Raw genomic sequence first — 13776 nt, forward strand, 5'->3', positions numbered from 1 at the left:
CTACTCGGTGACGGCCGGGAAGTCGATGGCGAAGGCGGGGTAGCCGACGACGCGGTCGGGGGTCCCGGCGGTGTCGGCGGAGGTCGCGCGCGCGAGTTCGCGGGGGCGGCGGCCGGTCGCGTCGGCCCAGGCGACGGTGCCGCGCAGGGCGAAGACGCCGCAGGCGTGCTGCGGGGCGATCTCGCGGGGGCGCAGGCTCTTGATCGCCTCGGCGGTGGCGGCGTCGATGCGTTCGGCGGTGGCCTGGTCGTGGTAGTGCGACAGGTCGGTGGAGCAGAGGAGGACCGAGTCCTCGCCGGCCTCCTCGATGAGGGCCGCGATGACGCGCGCGGTGTCCGGGGTCTGGCTCATGCCGCAGGCGACGGGCGTGACCTCGATGTCGTCGCCGAGGGCGACCTGGAGGAACGGCAGCTGGACCTCGAGGGAGTGCTCGGCCTCGTGCGGGAGGCGGGAGGAGCCGACGACGTGCGTGGCGGCGGCGCGGACCTGCCCGAGCGGGGTCTCCCAGCCGGTGTAGGGCGCCGCGGCGTGGCCGCGGAGCGGGTAGTGGTGGGAGGGCCCGACGAGGACGACGCGCCTGACGCGGCCGCGGTGGGCGGCGAGGCGCGCGTACACCTGGGCCGCCACGGGCCCGGAGTAGCGGTATCCGGCGTGGGGCACGATGTAGGCTGCCGCGAGCGGTTCGTTCACGGGGCCGGCCTCGTCGATGAGGCGCTGGACGTCGCGGCGCAGCCGGCCGGGGTCGGCCGGGTAGAAGCGGCCGGCGACGGCCGGGGGCCGCACGGTTTCGGATTTCGTCGAAGGCATCGCAGGTCTTCCGGTGGTGGGTTCGCGTGGTGGGTTATGGCTGACTTACTGACGGTGCGGCGATGCGGATCGGTTGCCGCCTGGGACCCCAGTCTCCCGCCGGTCCCTCGAAAACTCCGGGAACGCGCGCCCCGCAACGTCCGCACTGTCCGCTATCCGACACTGCATATCGGTCAATGCGGTACCAATCACGCACGATGAGGGCTTCGCCACAGTCGGCGCAGCTGGTCGTCTGGCCGTCCGGGTCGTGCACGTTCCCCGTGTACACGTACTTCAGGCCCGCGTCGAGCGCGATCCGGCGCGCGCGCCGGAGGGTGGACGGGGGCGTGGGCGGCACGTCCCGCATCTTGAAGTCCGGGTGGAAGGCCGTGAAGTGCAGCGGCACTTCGGGGCCCAGGTGCGCCGCGATCCACTCGGCCTCGGCCGCGATCTCCGCGTCCGAGTCGTTGTGGCCCGGGATCAGGAGCGTCGTGATCTCGGTCCACACGTCGGTCTCGTGCACCAGGTATTCGAGTGTGTCGAGGACCGTCCTCAGTGAAGCGAAGGCGATCTTCTCGTAGAACTCCTCGGTGAACGCCTTCAGGTCGATGTTCGCGGCGTCCATATGGGAGTACAGCTCCCGGCGGGCCGGGGCGGTGATGTACCCGGCCGACACCGCGACCGCCTTCAGGCCCGCCTCGCGGGCGGCGTCGGCGCAGTCGGCCGCGTACTCCAGGAACACCGTCGGGTCATTGTAGGTGAACGCGATCGACTTGCAGCCCAGGCGCTTCGCGGTGGCGGCGAGCGTCACGGCATCCGCTTGCGAGGAGAGGGTGTCGATCTCACGCGACTTGGAGATGTCCCAGTTCTGGCAGAACCGGCACGCGAGGTTGCACCCGGCGGTGCCGAAGGAGAGCACGGGCGTGCCGGGCAGGAAGTGGTTGAGCGGCTTCTTCTCGACCGGGTCGACGCAGAACCCGGAGGAGCGGCCGTACGAGGTGAGGACGATCTGGTCGCCGTGGCGGGCCCGCACGAAGCACAGGCCGCGCTGGCCCTCGCGCAGGCGGCAGGCCCGCGGGCAGACCGTGCACTCGATGCGGCCGTCGTCGAGGGCGCGGTGGAACCGGGTACCGACCGTGAACTCGTCGGCGCCTTCCACTCGCGGCCTACTGGGGGTGAGGGCGGCCATACGACAACGGTAGCTCTCGCTCAGTTGCCGCTGCGTTACGGGCAGAGAAAAGGGCCGCGCAGCCAGTGCGCGGCCCTCCGTTCGTCCGGTTCGGGTGGGCGCTTAGTTGAGGCGCTCGCCGGTCGCGGCGTGGAACACGTGCTCGTGGCCCGGCTCGGGCACTACGTACACGGTGTCGGCCAGGCGCGGCACGTTGGCCGACTCCGTGCGCACGACGAACCGCTCCGAGGAGCCGTTGTACGCGGCGTGGCCGTAGACGTACGCCTCCGAGCCGAGCTCCTCGACGAGGTCGACCTCGATCGGGATGCCGCCCGAGCCCTCCGCGCCGAGCTTGCAGTGCTCGGGGCGGATGCCGATGGTGACCTGCTGGTCGCCGCCCTGCTGGGTGGCGGCGTCGCGGACCTCGCGCGAGAGCGGGAGGGTCACGTCGCCGAAGAGCGCGCCGGCCTCGGTGAGGGACACGGTCTTGATGTTCATCGCCGGCGAGCCGATGAAGCCCGCGACGAAGGTGTTGCCCGGCTTCTCGTAGAGGGTGCGGGGCGTGTCGCACTGCTGGAGCAGGCCGTCCTTCATGACCGCGATCCGGTGGCCCATGGTCATGGCCTCGATCTGGTCGTGGGTGACGTACACGGTGGTGATGCCGAGGCGCTTCTGGAGCGAGGCGATCTGCGAACGGGTCTGGACGCGGAGCTTGGCGTCGAGGTTCGACAGCGGCTCGTCCATGAGGAACACCTGGGGCTCGCGCACGATCGCGCGGCCCATGGCGACGCGCTGGCGCTGACCGCCCGAGAGGGCCTTCGGCTTGCGGCCGAGGTAGTCGGTGAGGTCGAGGAGCTTGGCGGCGTCCTCCACGCGCTGCTTGATCTCGGCCTTCGGCATGCGGCGCAGCTTGAGGGCGAACGCCATGTTGTCGAAGACGGACATGTGCGGGTAGAGCGCGTAGTTCTGGAAGACCATCGCGATGTCGCGGGACTTCGGGGGGAGGTTCGACACGTCGGTGTCGTTGATGAAGATCGAGCCCTCGTCGACCTCTTCGAGGCCGGCGAGCATCCGGAGGGAGGTGGACTTCCCGCAGCCCGAGGGGCCGACGAGGACGAGGAATTCGCCGTCCTGGATCTCGATGTTCAGCTTGTCCACCGCGGGCTTCTCGGTGCCCGGGTAGATGCGGGTGGCGCCCGCGTACGTCACTGTCGCCATGATGTTCCCTTTCACTGGCAGGCACGTGCCAGACGATCCGTGGTAAAAGGCGGTTGTCAGCGCCTGCCCGGGAATCACCATGGTGTCCCCGCGCTGGGACGCGCGCAGCGCGGTGCGAGCACCGCGGAGCGTGGTGTGAGCCTAACCTCGCGGGGAAGCCTTTGCCAAGTCGGCCCCGAACGTTTGTCCGGATTATCAGGGGCCTTTACCGAACCGTTACTCGACCCGCAGGGCCTGGAGCAGGCGCTCGTCGCCGACGACGTCGCAGATCCCGAACGGCAGCCGGCCCCACAGCGCCAGCGCGATGTCGGAGGCCGAGCCGGCCGCGCGGGCCTGGAGCTCGGTGCGGGCGTCGGGCTGGTCGAGGAGCGCGACCCGGCCTTCGCGCAGGCGCACGAACCAGGTGGCGTCGGCGTCCTGGGCGAACAGCTGGACGAGGCCGTTCGCGTGCGGGTGGGCGCCGCGGCGGGCCCCGGAGGGGATGAACGCCTCGAAGGCCTCGGTGACGGCCTCGGCGGCGAGGGCGGCGGGGACGGGCGCGGTGGCGCCGACGGCCATCTGGAGGTCCCAGCGGGCGAGCCCGGTGGCGACGGCGACGCGGCGGTGCCAGAACTCGGCGCGCCACTCCACAGGGGCCCAGGTCCAGGCGGGGGACTCGGGGCCGCGGGCCTCGACGGCGTCGAGGACGGCGGCGAGGGCCTGGTCGTAGGCGTCGAGGACGGCCTGGCCGGCGGCGGCGGGCGGGGGCGGCTGGGGGACGTCGCGGTCTTCGGCGGGGGCGGCGAAGAGGGCGTCGACGGTCCAGCGGTAGAGGCGGGCGAGTTCGAGGAGGATGCCGGCGACGGTGGTGTCGGGCCGGGAGGGGGCGACGCGGTCGAGCACGCCGGGCTCGCAGACCGAGCGCAGGCCCGCGGCCTCCGTCTTCAGTTCGGTGAGGTAGTCGGTGATGCGCAGCTTAGCCATGGTGACCGCCGTTCCTCGTAGCCTGCGAAAAGTTTAGGCTTCCGGATGTGACACACGCCAGTCCATCGCCCAGCGGGAACGACCGGAACACGCTCAGCGCGTACACGACGCTGCGCCTGGGCGGGCCCGCGCGGGAGCTCGTCGAGGTCGGGTCGTCCGAGGAGGCGGTGGAGGTCCTGCGCGCGGCGCAGGGGCCGACGCTGGTGCTCGCGGGCGGGAGCAACGTCGTGATCGGCGACGGGGGCTTCGACGGCACGGTCGTGGTGCTGCGGGGCGGCGGCATCGAAGTGGTCGACCGCAAGAAGCGCGTCCGAGTCCAGGCCGGCCAGAACTGGGACGAGTTCGTCGCCTGGACCGTCGAGCACGAGCGCGCGGGAGTGGAGTGCCTCAGCGGTATCCCTGGTTCCGTCGGCGCGACCCCGATCCAGAACGTCGGCGCCTACGGCCAGGAGGTCGCCCAGACGATCGAATCGGTCCGGGTATGGGACCGCCAGACGAACGAGATCCGCGACTGGACCCCCGAGGAATGCCGTTTCGGGTACCGCCAGAGCGCCTTCAAGCACAATGACCGCTACTTCGTGATGAGCGTCGACTTCTTGCTCAGAGAGATGGGCCCGCTTTCGAAGCCGATCGCCTACGCCGAGCTCGCGAAACGCTTGAACGCCAACGTCGGTACGAGCGCCCTGCTGACGGAAGTCCGCGAAGCGGTGATCGAACTGCGCCGGAGCAAAGGCATGGTCCTCGACGAGGCCGACCACGACTCATGGAGCGCGGGTTCGTTCTTCACGAACCCGGTCATGGGCGCCCATGTCTTTCACGAACTCACTGAGAAGGCCGGTGGTGAACCCCCGCACTGGGGGACTTCCGACGGCCAGGTGAAGGTCTCCGCGGCGTGGCTGATCGGCGCGGCGGGCTTCGAGAAGGGCTACCGGAGGGGAAACGTCAGCCTCTCGACGAAGCACACCCTGGCCCTGACCAACCGCGGCGGCGCCACGGCGGCCGAACTCCTCGCCCTCGCCGCCGAAGTCGCCGACAAGGTGGAGCACGACTTCGGCATCCGCCTCCACCCCGAACCGGTGATGGTCAACGCCGCCCTCGAACCGGAGGTCAGAGCTGAACGCTTGGCCAAGCGAGCCGGTCTCACGACCGACGAAATTCTCGCGGCGACCCAGGAAGCCCGCGAGGAGCACATGCGCTCAATCCAGGAAACCCTCGGCGCCCAAGAAGATCGTCTTCGCGAGGACAACAACTAGGCCGTTCGGGTGCGCGGCAGACGCGCCGTGCACTCTGGGCGCCCTACAGGCGGCCAGATCGGATATACTCGATGAGATAGATATCCGGGAGGTGACCATGACCAAGACCCTGATCGACATTGACGACGAGCTTCTCGCCCGAGTCATGACGGCGACCCATTCCACGACGAAGAAGGAAGCCGTCAACAAGGCCCTCGCGCTAAGCCTCGAATCTGACTCCGTAAAGCGGATGGAGGCCCTCAGGCGGATGCAGAGACGAGCCCAGGAAGGCTTGTTGGACTTCGACGCCCTGGATGACGACGAGTGAAGTATCTCGCCGACACTAGCGCCCTGGTGCGCATCATTCGACGCCAAGTCGACCCGGAGTGGGAAGCTGTTGTAGCGCAAGGCCAAGTGGGCATCTGTGAACCCGTGCTTCGCGAAACGATGAAGATCGCGCGAAAGCGCGAATACGAAGACCAGCAAGCCGATCTAATCGAAGCATACGGATGGGTCGCGGTACCGCCGATGACCTGGGACTACGTTCGCGGCATGGGCAGCGATCTCGCACGCCACTCCATGCACAACATGTTCAGCGTCGCCGACTACCTGGTCGCGGCGATCGCAATTCAGATGAAGCTCGTAGTGCTGCACGACGACAAGGACTTTGTCGCGGCCGCCGAGATCTTCCCTCAGCTTGAACAGCAGCGCATCACCGAGTTCCCGGAGCTCGGCTTAGCGGAGGAGGGCGGCCGCTTCCATCGCTGCGTAGGTGGCGATGATCCCCGCGCCCGCGCGCTTGATGCTCGTCAGGGCCTCCAGGAACGCGGCGTCCCGGTCGATCCAGCCGCGTTCGGCGGCGGCCACGATCTGGGCGTACTCGCCGCTGATGTGGTAGGCCGCCACCGGGACCGGGCTGCGCTCGGCCGCGGCCTTGACGATGTCGAGGTACGGGAGCGCGGGCTTGACCATGACGATGTCGGCGCCCTGCTCGATGTCGAGGTCGATCTCGAGAAGCGCCTCGGCGGCGTTCGCGGTGTCCTGCTGGTAGGTGCGGCGGTCGCCCTGGAGCTGCGATTCGACCGCGTCGCGGAACGGGCCGTAGAAGGCGCTGGCGTACTTGGCGGCGTAGGCGAGGAGGCCGGTGTCGGTCTTGCCGGCCGCGTCGAGGGCGGCGCGGACGAAGCCGATCTGGCCGTCCATCATCCCGGAGGCGCCGAGGAGGTCGGCGCCGGCGTCGGCGAGGGCGAGGCCCATCTCGGCGTAGCGGTCGAGGGTGGCGTCGTTGTCGACCGAGCCGTCGGGGCGCAGGACGCCGCAGTGGCCGTGGTCGGTGAACTCGTCGAGGCAGAGGTCGGGGATGACGACGAGGTCGTCGCCGATCTCCTCCTTGATCGCCCGGGTGGTGACGTTGAGGATGCCGTCGGGGTCGGTGGCGGCCGAGCCGATCGCGTCGCGGACGGCGGGGACGGCGAAGGGCATGAGGCCGCCGAGGCCGGCCCGGGCGGCCTCGACCGCGAGCTTGCGGACGGAGTCCACGGAGTGCTGGTGCACGCCCGGCATGGTGGCGATCTCGACCGGTTCGGTCAGGCCCTCCTTGACGAACACGGGGAGGACGAGGTCGCTCGGGTGGACGCGGGTCTCGGCGACGAGACGGCGCAGGGCCGCAGTGCGGCGCAGCCTCCGGGGCCGGATCACGGGGTAGTCGGAGCTGTTCGGCACTGCGGCCTCCTCTGGCCTTCGGTTGCTAGCGGAATCGGAGGGCCGTGGGGCCCTGGACCTTCTGGCCGCGGCGGGTCTTGATCGGGCCCTCGGCCAGGCGCTGCTTGAGCTCCGTGGCGTACTCGGCGAGCGCTTCGATCAGGTCGGGCACCGAGGCGTTCTCGGGCTTGGCGTCCACGCGCAGGCCGAACTCGGTCGCGGTGTCCGCGGTGGCCGGGCCGATGCACGCGACGACGGTGCGCTGGTGCGGCTTGCCGGCGATGCCGACGAGGTTGCGCACCGTGGAGGACGAGGTGAACAGGACCGCGTCGAAGCCGCCGGACTTGATGGCGTCGCGGATGTCGGCGGCGGGCGGCGAGGCGCGCACGGTGCGGTAGGCGGTGACGTCGTCGACCTCCCAGCCGCGCTCCGACAGGCCCTGGACGAGCGTCTCGGTGGCGATGTCGGCGCGGGGCAGGAGCACGCGGCCGACCATGTCGAGGATCGGGTCGTGCGGCGGGAAGACCTCGAGGAGGCCCTCGGAGGACTGCTGCCCGGTCGGGAGGAGCTCGGGCTCGATGCCGAACTCGCGCACCGCGTTCGCGGTGGCCTCGCCGATGCAGGCGATGCGCAGGCCGCCGAAGGCGCGGGCGTCGAGGCCGTGCTCCTTGAACTTCTCCCAGATGGCCTTCACGGAGTTCTGGCTGGTGAACACGATCCAGGCGTAGCGGCCGTCGACGAGGCCCTTGATGGCCCGCTCCATCTGGGCGGGGGTGCGGGGCGGCTCGACGGCGATGGTCGGGACCTCGCAGGGGATGGCGCCGTAGGCGCGCAGGCGCTCGGACATGACGCCGGCCTGCTCCTTGGTGCGCGGGATGAGGACCTTCCAGCCGTACAGCGGGCGGCCCTCCCACCAGGCGAGCTCGTGGCGGTCGTCGACGCCGGGGCCGATGGTGAGGACGACCTGCCCGGCGTAGCCGAGGGCGGCCTCGACGAACGTGTCGACCGAGGAGGTGGTGGTGTACTCGGTCTCGCCGGTCGCGTCGCCGGTGACGGCGACCGCGGTCTCGCCGGAGACGCCGCCCGCGAGGAGGATGTCGCGCAGGGAGGAGAGGTCGGAGACGTCGGCGGTGACGGTGAGGGAGCCGCGCTTGATCGCGTCGGCGATGACGAGCGGCTCGACGGAGGCGATGTCGTCGATGTCGATGACGGTGCGGATCTCGCCCGGGGGCATGCCGGCGTAGACCGCGACGGCCTGGGCGTGGCTCATGCCTGGGATGACCTCGAAGCGGGCCTGCTCGGCGGAGGCGGCCTTGATCTCGGCCTTCGCCAGGCGGTTCGGGTAGGCGTCGCCGACGATGAGGCGGGCGATGTTCTCGCCCTCGCGCGCGGCGGCGGCCATGAGCTTGCCCTGGTCGGACGGGGAGGACTCGATCAGCTTGATGCGGGTCTCGTCCCCGTTGATCTCCTTCGCGGCCTCGATGAGCGACTGCGGCAGCGACCGGTCGTAGTAGACGCGGTCGGCCTCGCGGATCGCGTCGAGGGCGCGCTTGGTCAGCAGTCCCGGATCGCCTGGGCCGGTTCCGACGAAACGCACGCGGCCCACCGGCTTACGGGCACTGGTCATGTTCTCTCCATCAACAATCGTCTGAGCTTGGCGTCTACTTCAATAGTTGCTCGGCACCCGCTTCGAGCAGGTCCTCGGCGAGCGACCTCCCCGCGGCCGCGGCCTGCTCGGCCAGCTCAGGGCCGCCCGCGTCGGTGAGCGTGGCGGTGGTCGAGAGCCGTTCGATGACGGAGCCGTCCACGGAGCCGACGGCTCCGCGCAGATACAGGTCGACTTCTCCGGGATCGGCGCCTTCGGCGACGTCGGCGAGCGCGGCGACGGGAGCGCTGCACCCGGCTTCGAGTCGTTGCAGAAGTGCGCGTTCGGCGGCGACGGCGGCCTGCGAGTACCGGTCGTTGAGCTTACTTGAGATCAGCCCAGATGTCATGTCGGCTTTGCGGCATTCGACCGCCAATGCCCCTTGTGCGGGAGCGGGAAGCATCACCAACGGGTCCAGGTATTCCGTCACCTCCGCCTGGCGGCCGACCCGCTTGAGGCCGGCGGCCGCGAGGATCACTCCGTCGAGGTCCTTGCCGACCCGGCCGACGCGGGTGTCGACGTTGCCGCGGATCGGCACGCACTCGAAGCCGCGCCCCAGGGCGTTCAGCTGCGCGATGCGCCGGGGCGACCCGGTGCCGATGCGGGCGCCGGGGCCCAGGTCGGCGAGGGTGCGGCCGTCGGCGGCGACGAGGACGTCGCGCGGGTCCTCGCGCGGCGGGACGGCGATGACGAGGTGCTCGGGCTGCGCGGTCGGCAGGTCCTTGTACGAGTGGACCGCGATGTCGATCTCCTCGCGGTCGAGGGCTTCGCGGAGCTGGTTGACGAAGACGCCGACCCCGAGCTCCGCGACCGGGACCGTGGTCCCGTCCCCTGTGGTCTTGATCTCCACGAGTTCGACGCGCTCGCCCGTCAGGCGTGCGATCGCGTCCGCGATCATGCCGCTCTGCGCCAGCGCGAGCTTCGATCCCCTGGTCCCGACTCGGATCACGGGCTTGGTTCCCTTCTCAAGACTGCGGCGGCGGCGTCTTCCCGGCCGGTGCAGTCGCTGCGGTTTCGGACGTCGAGGCGGGCGAGGGGGCGAGCGCGTCGGCCACGGGGGCCGTCGCGGGGCTGACCTTCAGGGCCTCGGCGAGGTGGTCGCCCTGGGCGGCGGCGAGGACCGCGGCGTCGAGGGCGAAGAGGTCGCGCAGGGCGCGCGCGTAGTCGGGGGCGCCGGGCTGGCCGGCGAGCTCGCGGACGCGGACGGTGGGCTCGTGGAGGAGGCGCTGCACGACGCGGTGGACGGTGCGGGCGACCTCGGCGCGCTGGTCGTCGGTGAAGTCGCCGCGGCGGGCGACGCGGGCGAGCTCGGCCTCGACGATGTCGGCGGCGGCAGAGCGGAGGGCGGCGACGGTGGGGGTGACGGCGTCGGCGCGGAGGCTCTCGTTGTAGGCCTCGATCTCCTCGGCGAGGAGGCGCTCGACCTCGGCGAGGGTGTCGGCGGCGGCGCCGGCGGCGTCGGCCTTCTGGATCTCGGCGATGTCGACGACGGTGACGCCGGGCAGGAGCGCGACCTCCTCGGCGACGTCCTTGGGGAGGGCGAGGTCGCAGACGACGAGCGGGCGGGTGCGCCCGGCGAGGTGGGCGGCGCGCAGGACCGGCTCGGGCGAGGAGGTGGCGCAGACGAGGAGGTCGGCGTCGGCGGCGAGGCCGGCGAGGTCGCCGTAGTCGGCGGCGGTCGCGTCCCAGACGGCGGCGAGGCGCTCGGCCTTGGCGCGGTCGCGGTTGGCGACGGCGAGGGAGGCCACGCCGGAGCGGGCGAGGGTCGCGGTGGCGAGCGAGCCCATGGAGCCGGCGCCGACGACGGCGGCGCGGGTCTCGGTGAGGCCGTTCTGGAAGCCGTGGACGGCGAGGGCGCGCTCGGCGAGGTCGAGGGCGGCGGTGACGATGGAGGGGGCGGCGGCGTCGACGTCGGTCTCGGCGTGGATGCGCTTCCCGACGCGCAGGGCCTGCTGGAAGAGCTCGTGCAGGTGGCGGCCGACCTGGTCGGCCTCGCGGGCGGTGTCGTAGGCGTCGCGGAGCTGGCCGAGGATCTGGGGCTCGCCGGCGACCATGGAGTCGAGGCCGGCGGCGACGCGGAAGGCGTGGGCGACGGCGTCGGCGCCGTGGCGCACGTAGCCGCAGGAGGCGAAGTCGAGGTCGGCCTGGGTCTCGGTGAGGCCCCAGACGCGGTGGAGCTCGTCGACGACGGCGGCGAGCCCGCCGTGGAAGCTGGCGGCGACGGCGTAGACCTCGACGCGGTTGCAGGTGGAGAGGACGACGGCCTCGCGGACCTCGCCGCCGCGCAGGAGGGCGCGCGCGAGGTCGGCGGCGGCCTCGGGCCCGACCGCGAGCCGTTCCAGGGTCTCGACCGCTGCGCTGCGGTGCGAGATGCCGACAACCAGGAGGTTCACTTCACCGTTCCCGTCTCTTGTTGATCTGGGTCTCCGACCTGCCGAGCGACTTGTGGTGCTCGTGGAATGAGAGGATCTGCAGCTCGACGGCCAGGTCCACCTTGCGGACCGCCACCCCGGGAGGGACGGCGAGCACGCACGGCGCGAAGTTGAGAATGCTTGTGACACCAGCATCTACGAGAAGGTCGGCCACGTGTTGGGCGGCCGCGCCGGGTGTGGCGATCACCCCTATGTTGATGCCTTCGTCACGCACGGCCGCGGCGAGGAGCGCCACGTCGCGCACCCGCAGGCCGTCGAGATCCCTCCCAATGATGCCCGGGTCGGCGTCGAAGAGGCCAACGATGTCGAACCCGCGTTCGGAGAAGCCGGGGTACCTGGCCAGGGCCTGCCCCAGGTGGCCGAGGCCGATGATGGCGACGCGGGAGTCCTTGGTGAGTCCGAGCACAGCGGCGATGTGGGCGGCGAGGCCGGCGACGTTGTAGCCGACGCCGCGCATGCCGGAGGCGCCGAGCTGGGAGAGGTCCTTGCGGAGCATGGCCGAGTTCACGCCGGTGGCGGCGGCGAGGGTCTCGGAGGAGACGGTGTCGACGCCGGACTCGGAGAGGGTGCCGAGGGCGCGGAGGTATTCGGGCAGGCGCCTGACCACGGCGGCCGGCAGGTCGCCGGCCGCGGCCGGCGGGGCGGCGGCCCGCTGGTCAGTGCCTTCACCGGTGGTCGTCAATGCTGGAGCTCCAGGTCCGCTTCCGCGCCGTCGTTCACCGGCGCGCCACTCAGCTTAGGACGCGCCGGGGGTGGGAGGTCGCACAGGCAGCGCTAACGTCGCGCGGCCCGGGGCGGGGCGGGGTGTCGGGGAGGCGTCGGCGGGGTGAACGGGACTCGGCGGCTCGCGGGCGCCGCGCGGTACACCCCCGTAACACCGGGCCGAGCCCGGCTGTACCGAATTGCGAACGTCCCGGCGAGCCGCCGTCCGCCAGAATTCTGCCCTAATTGACCGGAGTAGCCCGGTATTTCGGAGATTTCTCGGTGTGTCGTCACTTGGCGAGGTCGCGGAGGAGCCGCGGGACGTCGACGTCCCAGTAGCCGTGCTCGCGCCCGTCGAGGAGGAGCACGGGCAGGCGGTCGCCGTAGTCGCGCGCCAACGCGGCGTCGCCGGCGACGTCGATCTCGGACCACTCCTCGCCGGTCCGCTCCTTCACGAGGTCGAGCGCGGCGCGCGCCTCGCCGCACAGGTGGCAATCCCTTGTAGTCAGCAGCGTCAGCCTGTTCACCCTGCTCCCTCCGTCGAAATGAAAAGCCGGACGGGATCGCACAGCTTGTGCGACACCCTCCGTCATTCCTCGCTCACTATTGAGGCACAACCGGTCCGCGGCCGCGGACCACCGAACGTTTGGGGAGGTAATGGTGGGATTCCGCCCCCGCAACGAAGGGTACGCCGGCGCCTCGGGCGCGCGCCGACATCGTCCCCTCCGCACCCGTCACCGAGCGCGACACGCCGATCGCAAATACGCGTCGCCGACCCCGCCGATTTCTAGACTCAGGCGGGTCAGTCCCTGCGGGACCCGATCGCATGACTCGGCCCGACGACCCCTCACACGAGGAGGCCACTAGTGCCCGGTATTGCACCGACCTTGGCTGTCGCAAGCCATGACTCGGCAGTGCTCACAGCAGACATCGCCCCCGTCCTCCGCTCCGGTTCGATCGCCGACGCCCTGACCCGGCTCCCCGGCCCGACCTTCGAGCGCCTGAAGCAGGCCGTGTGGACGGTCCTGTCCCTCGACACCGGCACCGCCGAGCAGCACCAGGTGCGGCCCGGCCGGGGCGCCGGACCCGGCGCGGCCGGCGGCGCCGCGGCCGAGCCGCGCGGCGGCGACCACCACGAGGACCAGGTCGACGGCGACGAGGTCGCCGACCTGGTGGCGCGCGCCCAGGCCGGCGAGCCGGGCGCCTTCGGGGAGATCTACGACCGCTACAGCGACACGGTCTACCGCTACATCTACTTCCGCGTGAACAACGCCCAGCTCGCCGAGGACCTCGCGTCCGAGACGTTCCTGCGGGCGCTGCGGCGGATCTCCAGCTTCAGCTGGCAGGGCAGGGCGTTCGGCGCGTGGCTGGTGACCATCGCGCGGAACCTCGTGGTCGACCACTTCAAGTCCGGCCGGTACCGCCTCGAGATCGTCAAGCCGGACGTCCTCGGCGCCGACCAGCAGGAGACCGACCCCGCCACGTCCCCCGAGACCGCTGCGCTGGAGAAGCTCACGAACGCGACGCTGCTGACGGCGGTCAAGAAGCTCAACCCCGACCAGCAGGAGTGCATCGTGCTGCGCTTCCTCCAGGGCTTCACCGTCGCCGAGACGGCCCGCACCATGGGCAAGAACGAGGGCGCGGTCAAGGCCCTCCAGTACCGGGCCGTGCGCACGCTCGCCCGGCTGCTGCCCGACGGCTTCCGCGGCTGAGCGGCCGTCCGATCCCCGCCGACCCCGTCCCGCACCGCGCCGCGAGCGCGGTCGGGAAACCGACAGAACCCGTTCCCAAGGGCTTCGGCCCGCGAGCTTGTAATCGACGGCCCGCCTCCTCACGGCGGACCGGAACTGCCAGGTCAGGGTCCTTTACCGGCCCGATACCGCCGCGAGGCCCCGCTGCGACGAGGACGATGTGGTCCGAAACGCAAGC

The 13776-nt window shown here is 71.0% G+C and carries 12 protein-coding genes and 2 pseudogenes; 4 read left to right on the forward strand and 10 right to left on the reverse strand.

Translation table 11 applies throughout. The features are described from left to right. The 4 genes from amrB to EIW28_RS11540 all read right to left on the reverse strand — a co-directional run bounded on the left by amrB (nt 1) and on the right by EIW28_RS11540 (nt 4135). A complete protein-coding gene (amrB, locus tag EIW28_RS11525; RefSeq protein ID WP_125247855.1) occupies nt 1-807 on the reverse strand; it encodes an AmmeMemoRadiSam system protein B in 807 nt (268 codons plus the stop codon). Between the two features lie 34 nt (nt 808-841). After that, the gene (gene amrS / locus EIW28_RS11530; RefSeq protein ID WP_125247856.1) at nt 842-1975 is read right to left on the reverse strand and encodes an AmmeMemoRadiSam system radical SAM enzyme; all 1134 of its coding nucleotides are present in this window, start codon (nt 1973-1975) and stop codon (nt 842-844) included. A gap of 102 nt (nt 1976-2077) precedes the next feature. Continuing rightward, nucleotides 2078-3172, reverse strand: a complete 1095-nt coding sequence (locus EIW28_RS11535; RefSeq protein WP_125247857.1) for an ABC transporter ATP-binding protein — start codon at nt 3170-3172, stop codon at nt 2078-2080. Between the two features lie 216 nt (nt 3173-3388). Further along, a complete protein-coding gene (locus tag EIW28_RS11540; RefSeq protein ID WP_125247858.1) occupies nt 3389-4135 on the reverse strand; it encodes a hypothetical protein in 747 nt (248 codons plus the stop codon). 47 nt (nt 4136-4182) lie between these two features. On the opposite strand from EIW28_RS11540, the pseudogene EIW28_RS11545 reads away from it, so the two are divergent. The 3 genes and pseudogenes from EIW28_RS11545 to EIW28_RS25655 form a co-directional block, all read left to right on the forward strand. After that, nucleotides 4183-5232: pseudogene (locus tag EIW28_RS11545) on the forward strand (UDP-N-acetylmuramate dehydrogenase); the annotation flags it as partial. Between the two features lie 253 nt (nt 5233-5485). Further along, the gene (locus EIW28_RS11550) at nt 5486-5695 is read left to right on the forward strand and encodes a type II toxin-antitoxin system VapB family antitoxin (protein WP_125247860.1); all 210 of its coding nucleotides are present in this window, start codon (nt 5486-5488) and stop codon (nt 5693-5695) included. Beyond that, nucleotides 5692-6036, forward strand: a pseudogene (locus tag EIW28_RS25655) (PIN domain-containing protein); the annotation flags it as partial. The gene EIW28_RS11550 and the pseudogene EIW28_RS25655, both read left to right, overlap by 4 nt. A gap of 66 nt (nt 6037-6102) precedes the next feature. Here the strand turns inward: EIW28_RS25655 and hemB are convergent. The 6 genes from hemB to EIW28_RS11585 form a co-directional block, all read right to left on the reverse strand. Next, a complete protein-coding gene (gene hemB / locus EIW28_RS11560) occupies nt 6103-7089 on the reverse strand; it encodes a porphobilinogen synthase (RefSeq protein WP_197717213.1) in 987 nt (328 codons plus the stop codon). Nucleotides 7090-7114: 25 nt separating this feature from the next. Beyond that, nucleotides 7115-8695, reverse strand: coding sequence for a bifunctional uroporphyrinogen-III C-methyltransferase/uroporphyrinogen-III synthase (locus EIW28_RS11565; RefSeq protein ID WP_125247861.1), 1581 nt, complete (start codon nt 8693-8695; stop codon nt 7115-7117). A gap of 34 nt (nt 8696-8729) precedes the next feature. Continuing rightward, nucleotides 8730-9662 (reverse strand): hydroxymethylbilane synthase, encoded by a 933-nt coding sequence (hemC, locus tag EIW28_RS11570; RefSeq protein WP_187350599.1) that lies wholly within the window; start codon nt 9660-9662, stop codon nt 8730-8732. Between the two features lie 16 nt (nt 9663-9678). After that, entirely contained in the window at nt 9679-11106 is a 1428-nt protein-coding gene (locus EIW28_RS11575; protein WP_125247863.1) for a glutamyl-tRNA reductase, read from the reverse strand. Between the two features lies 1 nt (nt 11107). Beyond that, nucleotides 11108-11827, reverse strand: a complete 720-nt coding sequence (locus EIW28_RS11580) for a redox-sensing transcriptional repressor Rex (RefSeq protein ID WP_125247864.1) — start codon at nt 11825-11827, stop codon at nt 11108-11110. Nucleotides 11828-12137: 310 nt separating this feature from the next. Further along, a complete protein-coding gene (locus EIW28_RS11585; RefSeq protein WP_197717214.1) occupies nt 12138-12374 on the reverse strand; it encodes a glutaredoxin family protein in 237 nt (78 codons plus the stop codon). 387 nt (nt 12375-12761) lie between these two features. On the opposite strand from EIW28_RS11585, the gene EIW28_RS11590 reads away from it, so the two are divergent. Beyond that, nucleotides 12762-13559, forward strand: a complete 798-nt coding sequence (locus tag EIW28_RS11590; protein WP_197717215.1) for an ECF subfamily RNA polymerase sigma factor, BldN family — start codon at nt 12762-12764, stop codon at nt 13557-13559. The last annotated feature ends 217 nt before the right edge of the window (nt 13560-13776 follow it).

This window comes from Glycomyces terrestris, assembly GCF_003933745.1.
GTDB lineage: Bacteria > Actinomycetota > Actinomycetes > Mycobacteriales > Micromonosporaceae > Glycomyces > Glycomyces terrestris.

Excerpts from the sequence above, each read along its gene's own strand:
- amrB (WP_125247855.1), bottom strand. The coding sequence starts at position 807 with ATGCCTTCGACGAAATCCGAAACCGTGCGGCCCCCGGCCGTCGCCGGC.
- amrS (WP_125247856.1), bottom strand. The coding sequence starts at position 1,975 with ATGGCCGCCCTCACCCCCAGTAGGCCGCGAGTGGAAGGCGCCGACGAG.
- EIW28_RS11535 (WP_125247857.1), bottom strand. The coding sequence starts at position 3,172 with ATGGCGACAGTGACGTACGCGGGCGCCACCCGCATCTACCCGGGCACC.
- EIW28_RS11540 (WP_125247858.1), bottom strand. The coding sequence starts at position 4,135 with ATGGCTAAGCTGCGCATCACCGACTACCTCACCGAACTGAAGACGGAG.
- EIW28_RS11550 (WP_125247860.1), top strand. The coding sequence starts at position 5,486 with ATGACCAAGACCCTGATCGACATTGACGACGAGCTTCTCGCCCGAGTC.
- EIW28_RS11565 (WP_125247861.1), bottom strand. The coding sequence starts at position 8,695 with ATGACCAGTGCCCGTAAGCCGGTGGGCCGCGTGCGTTTCGTCGGAACC.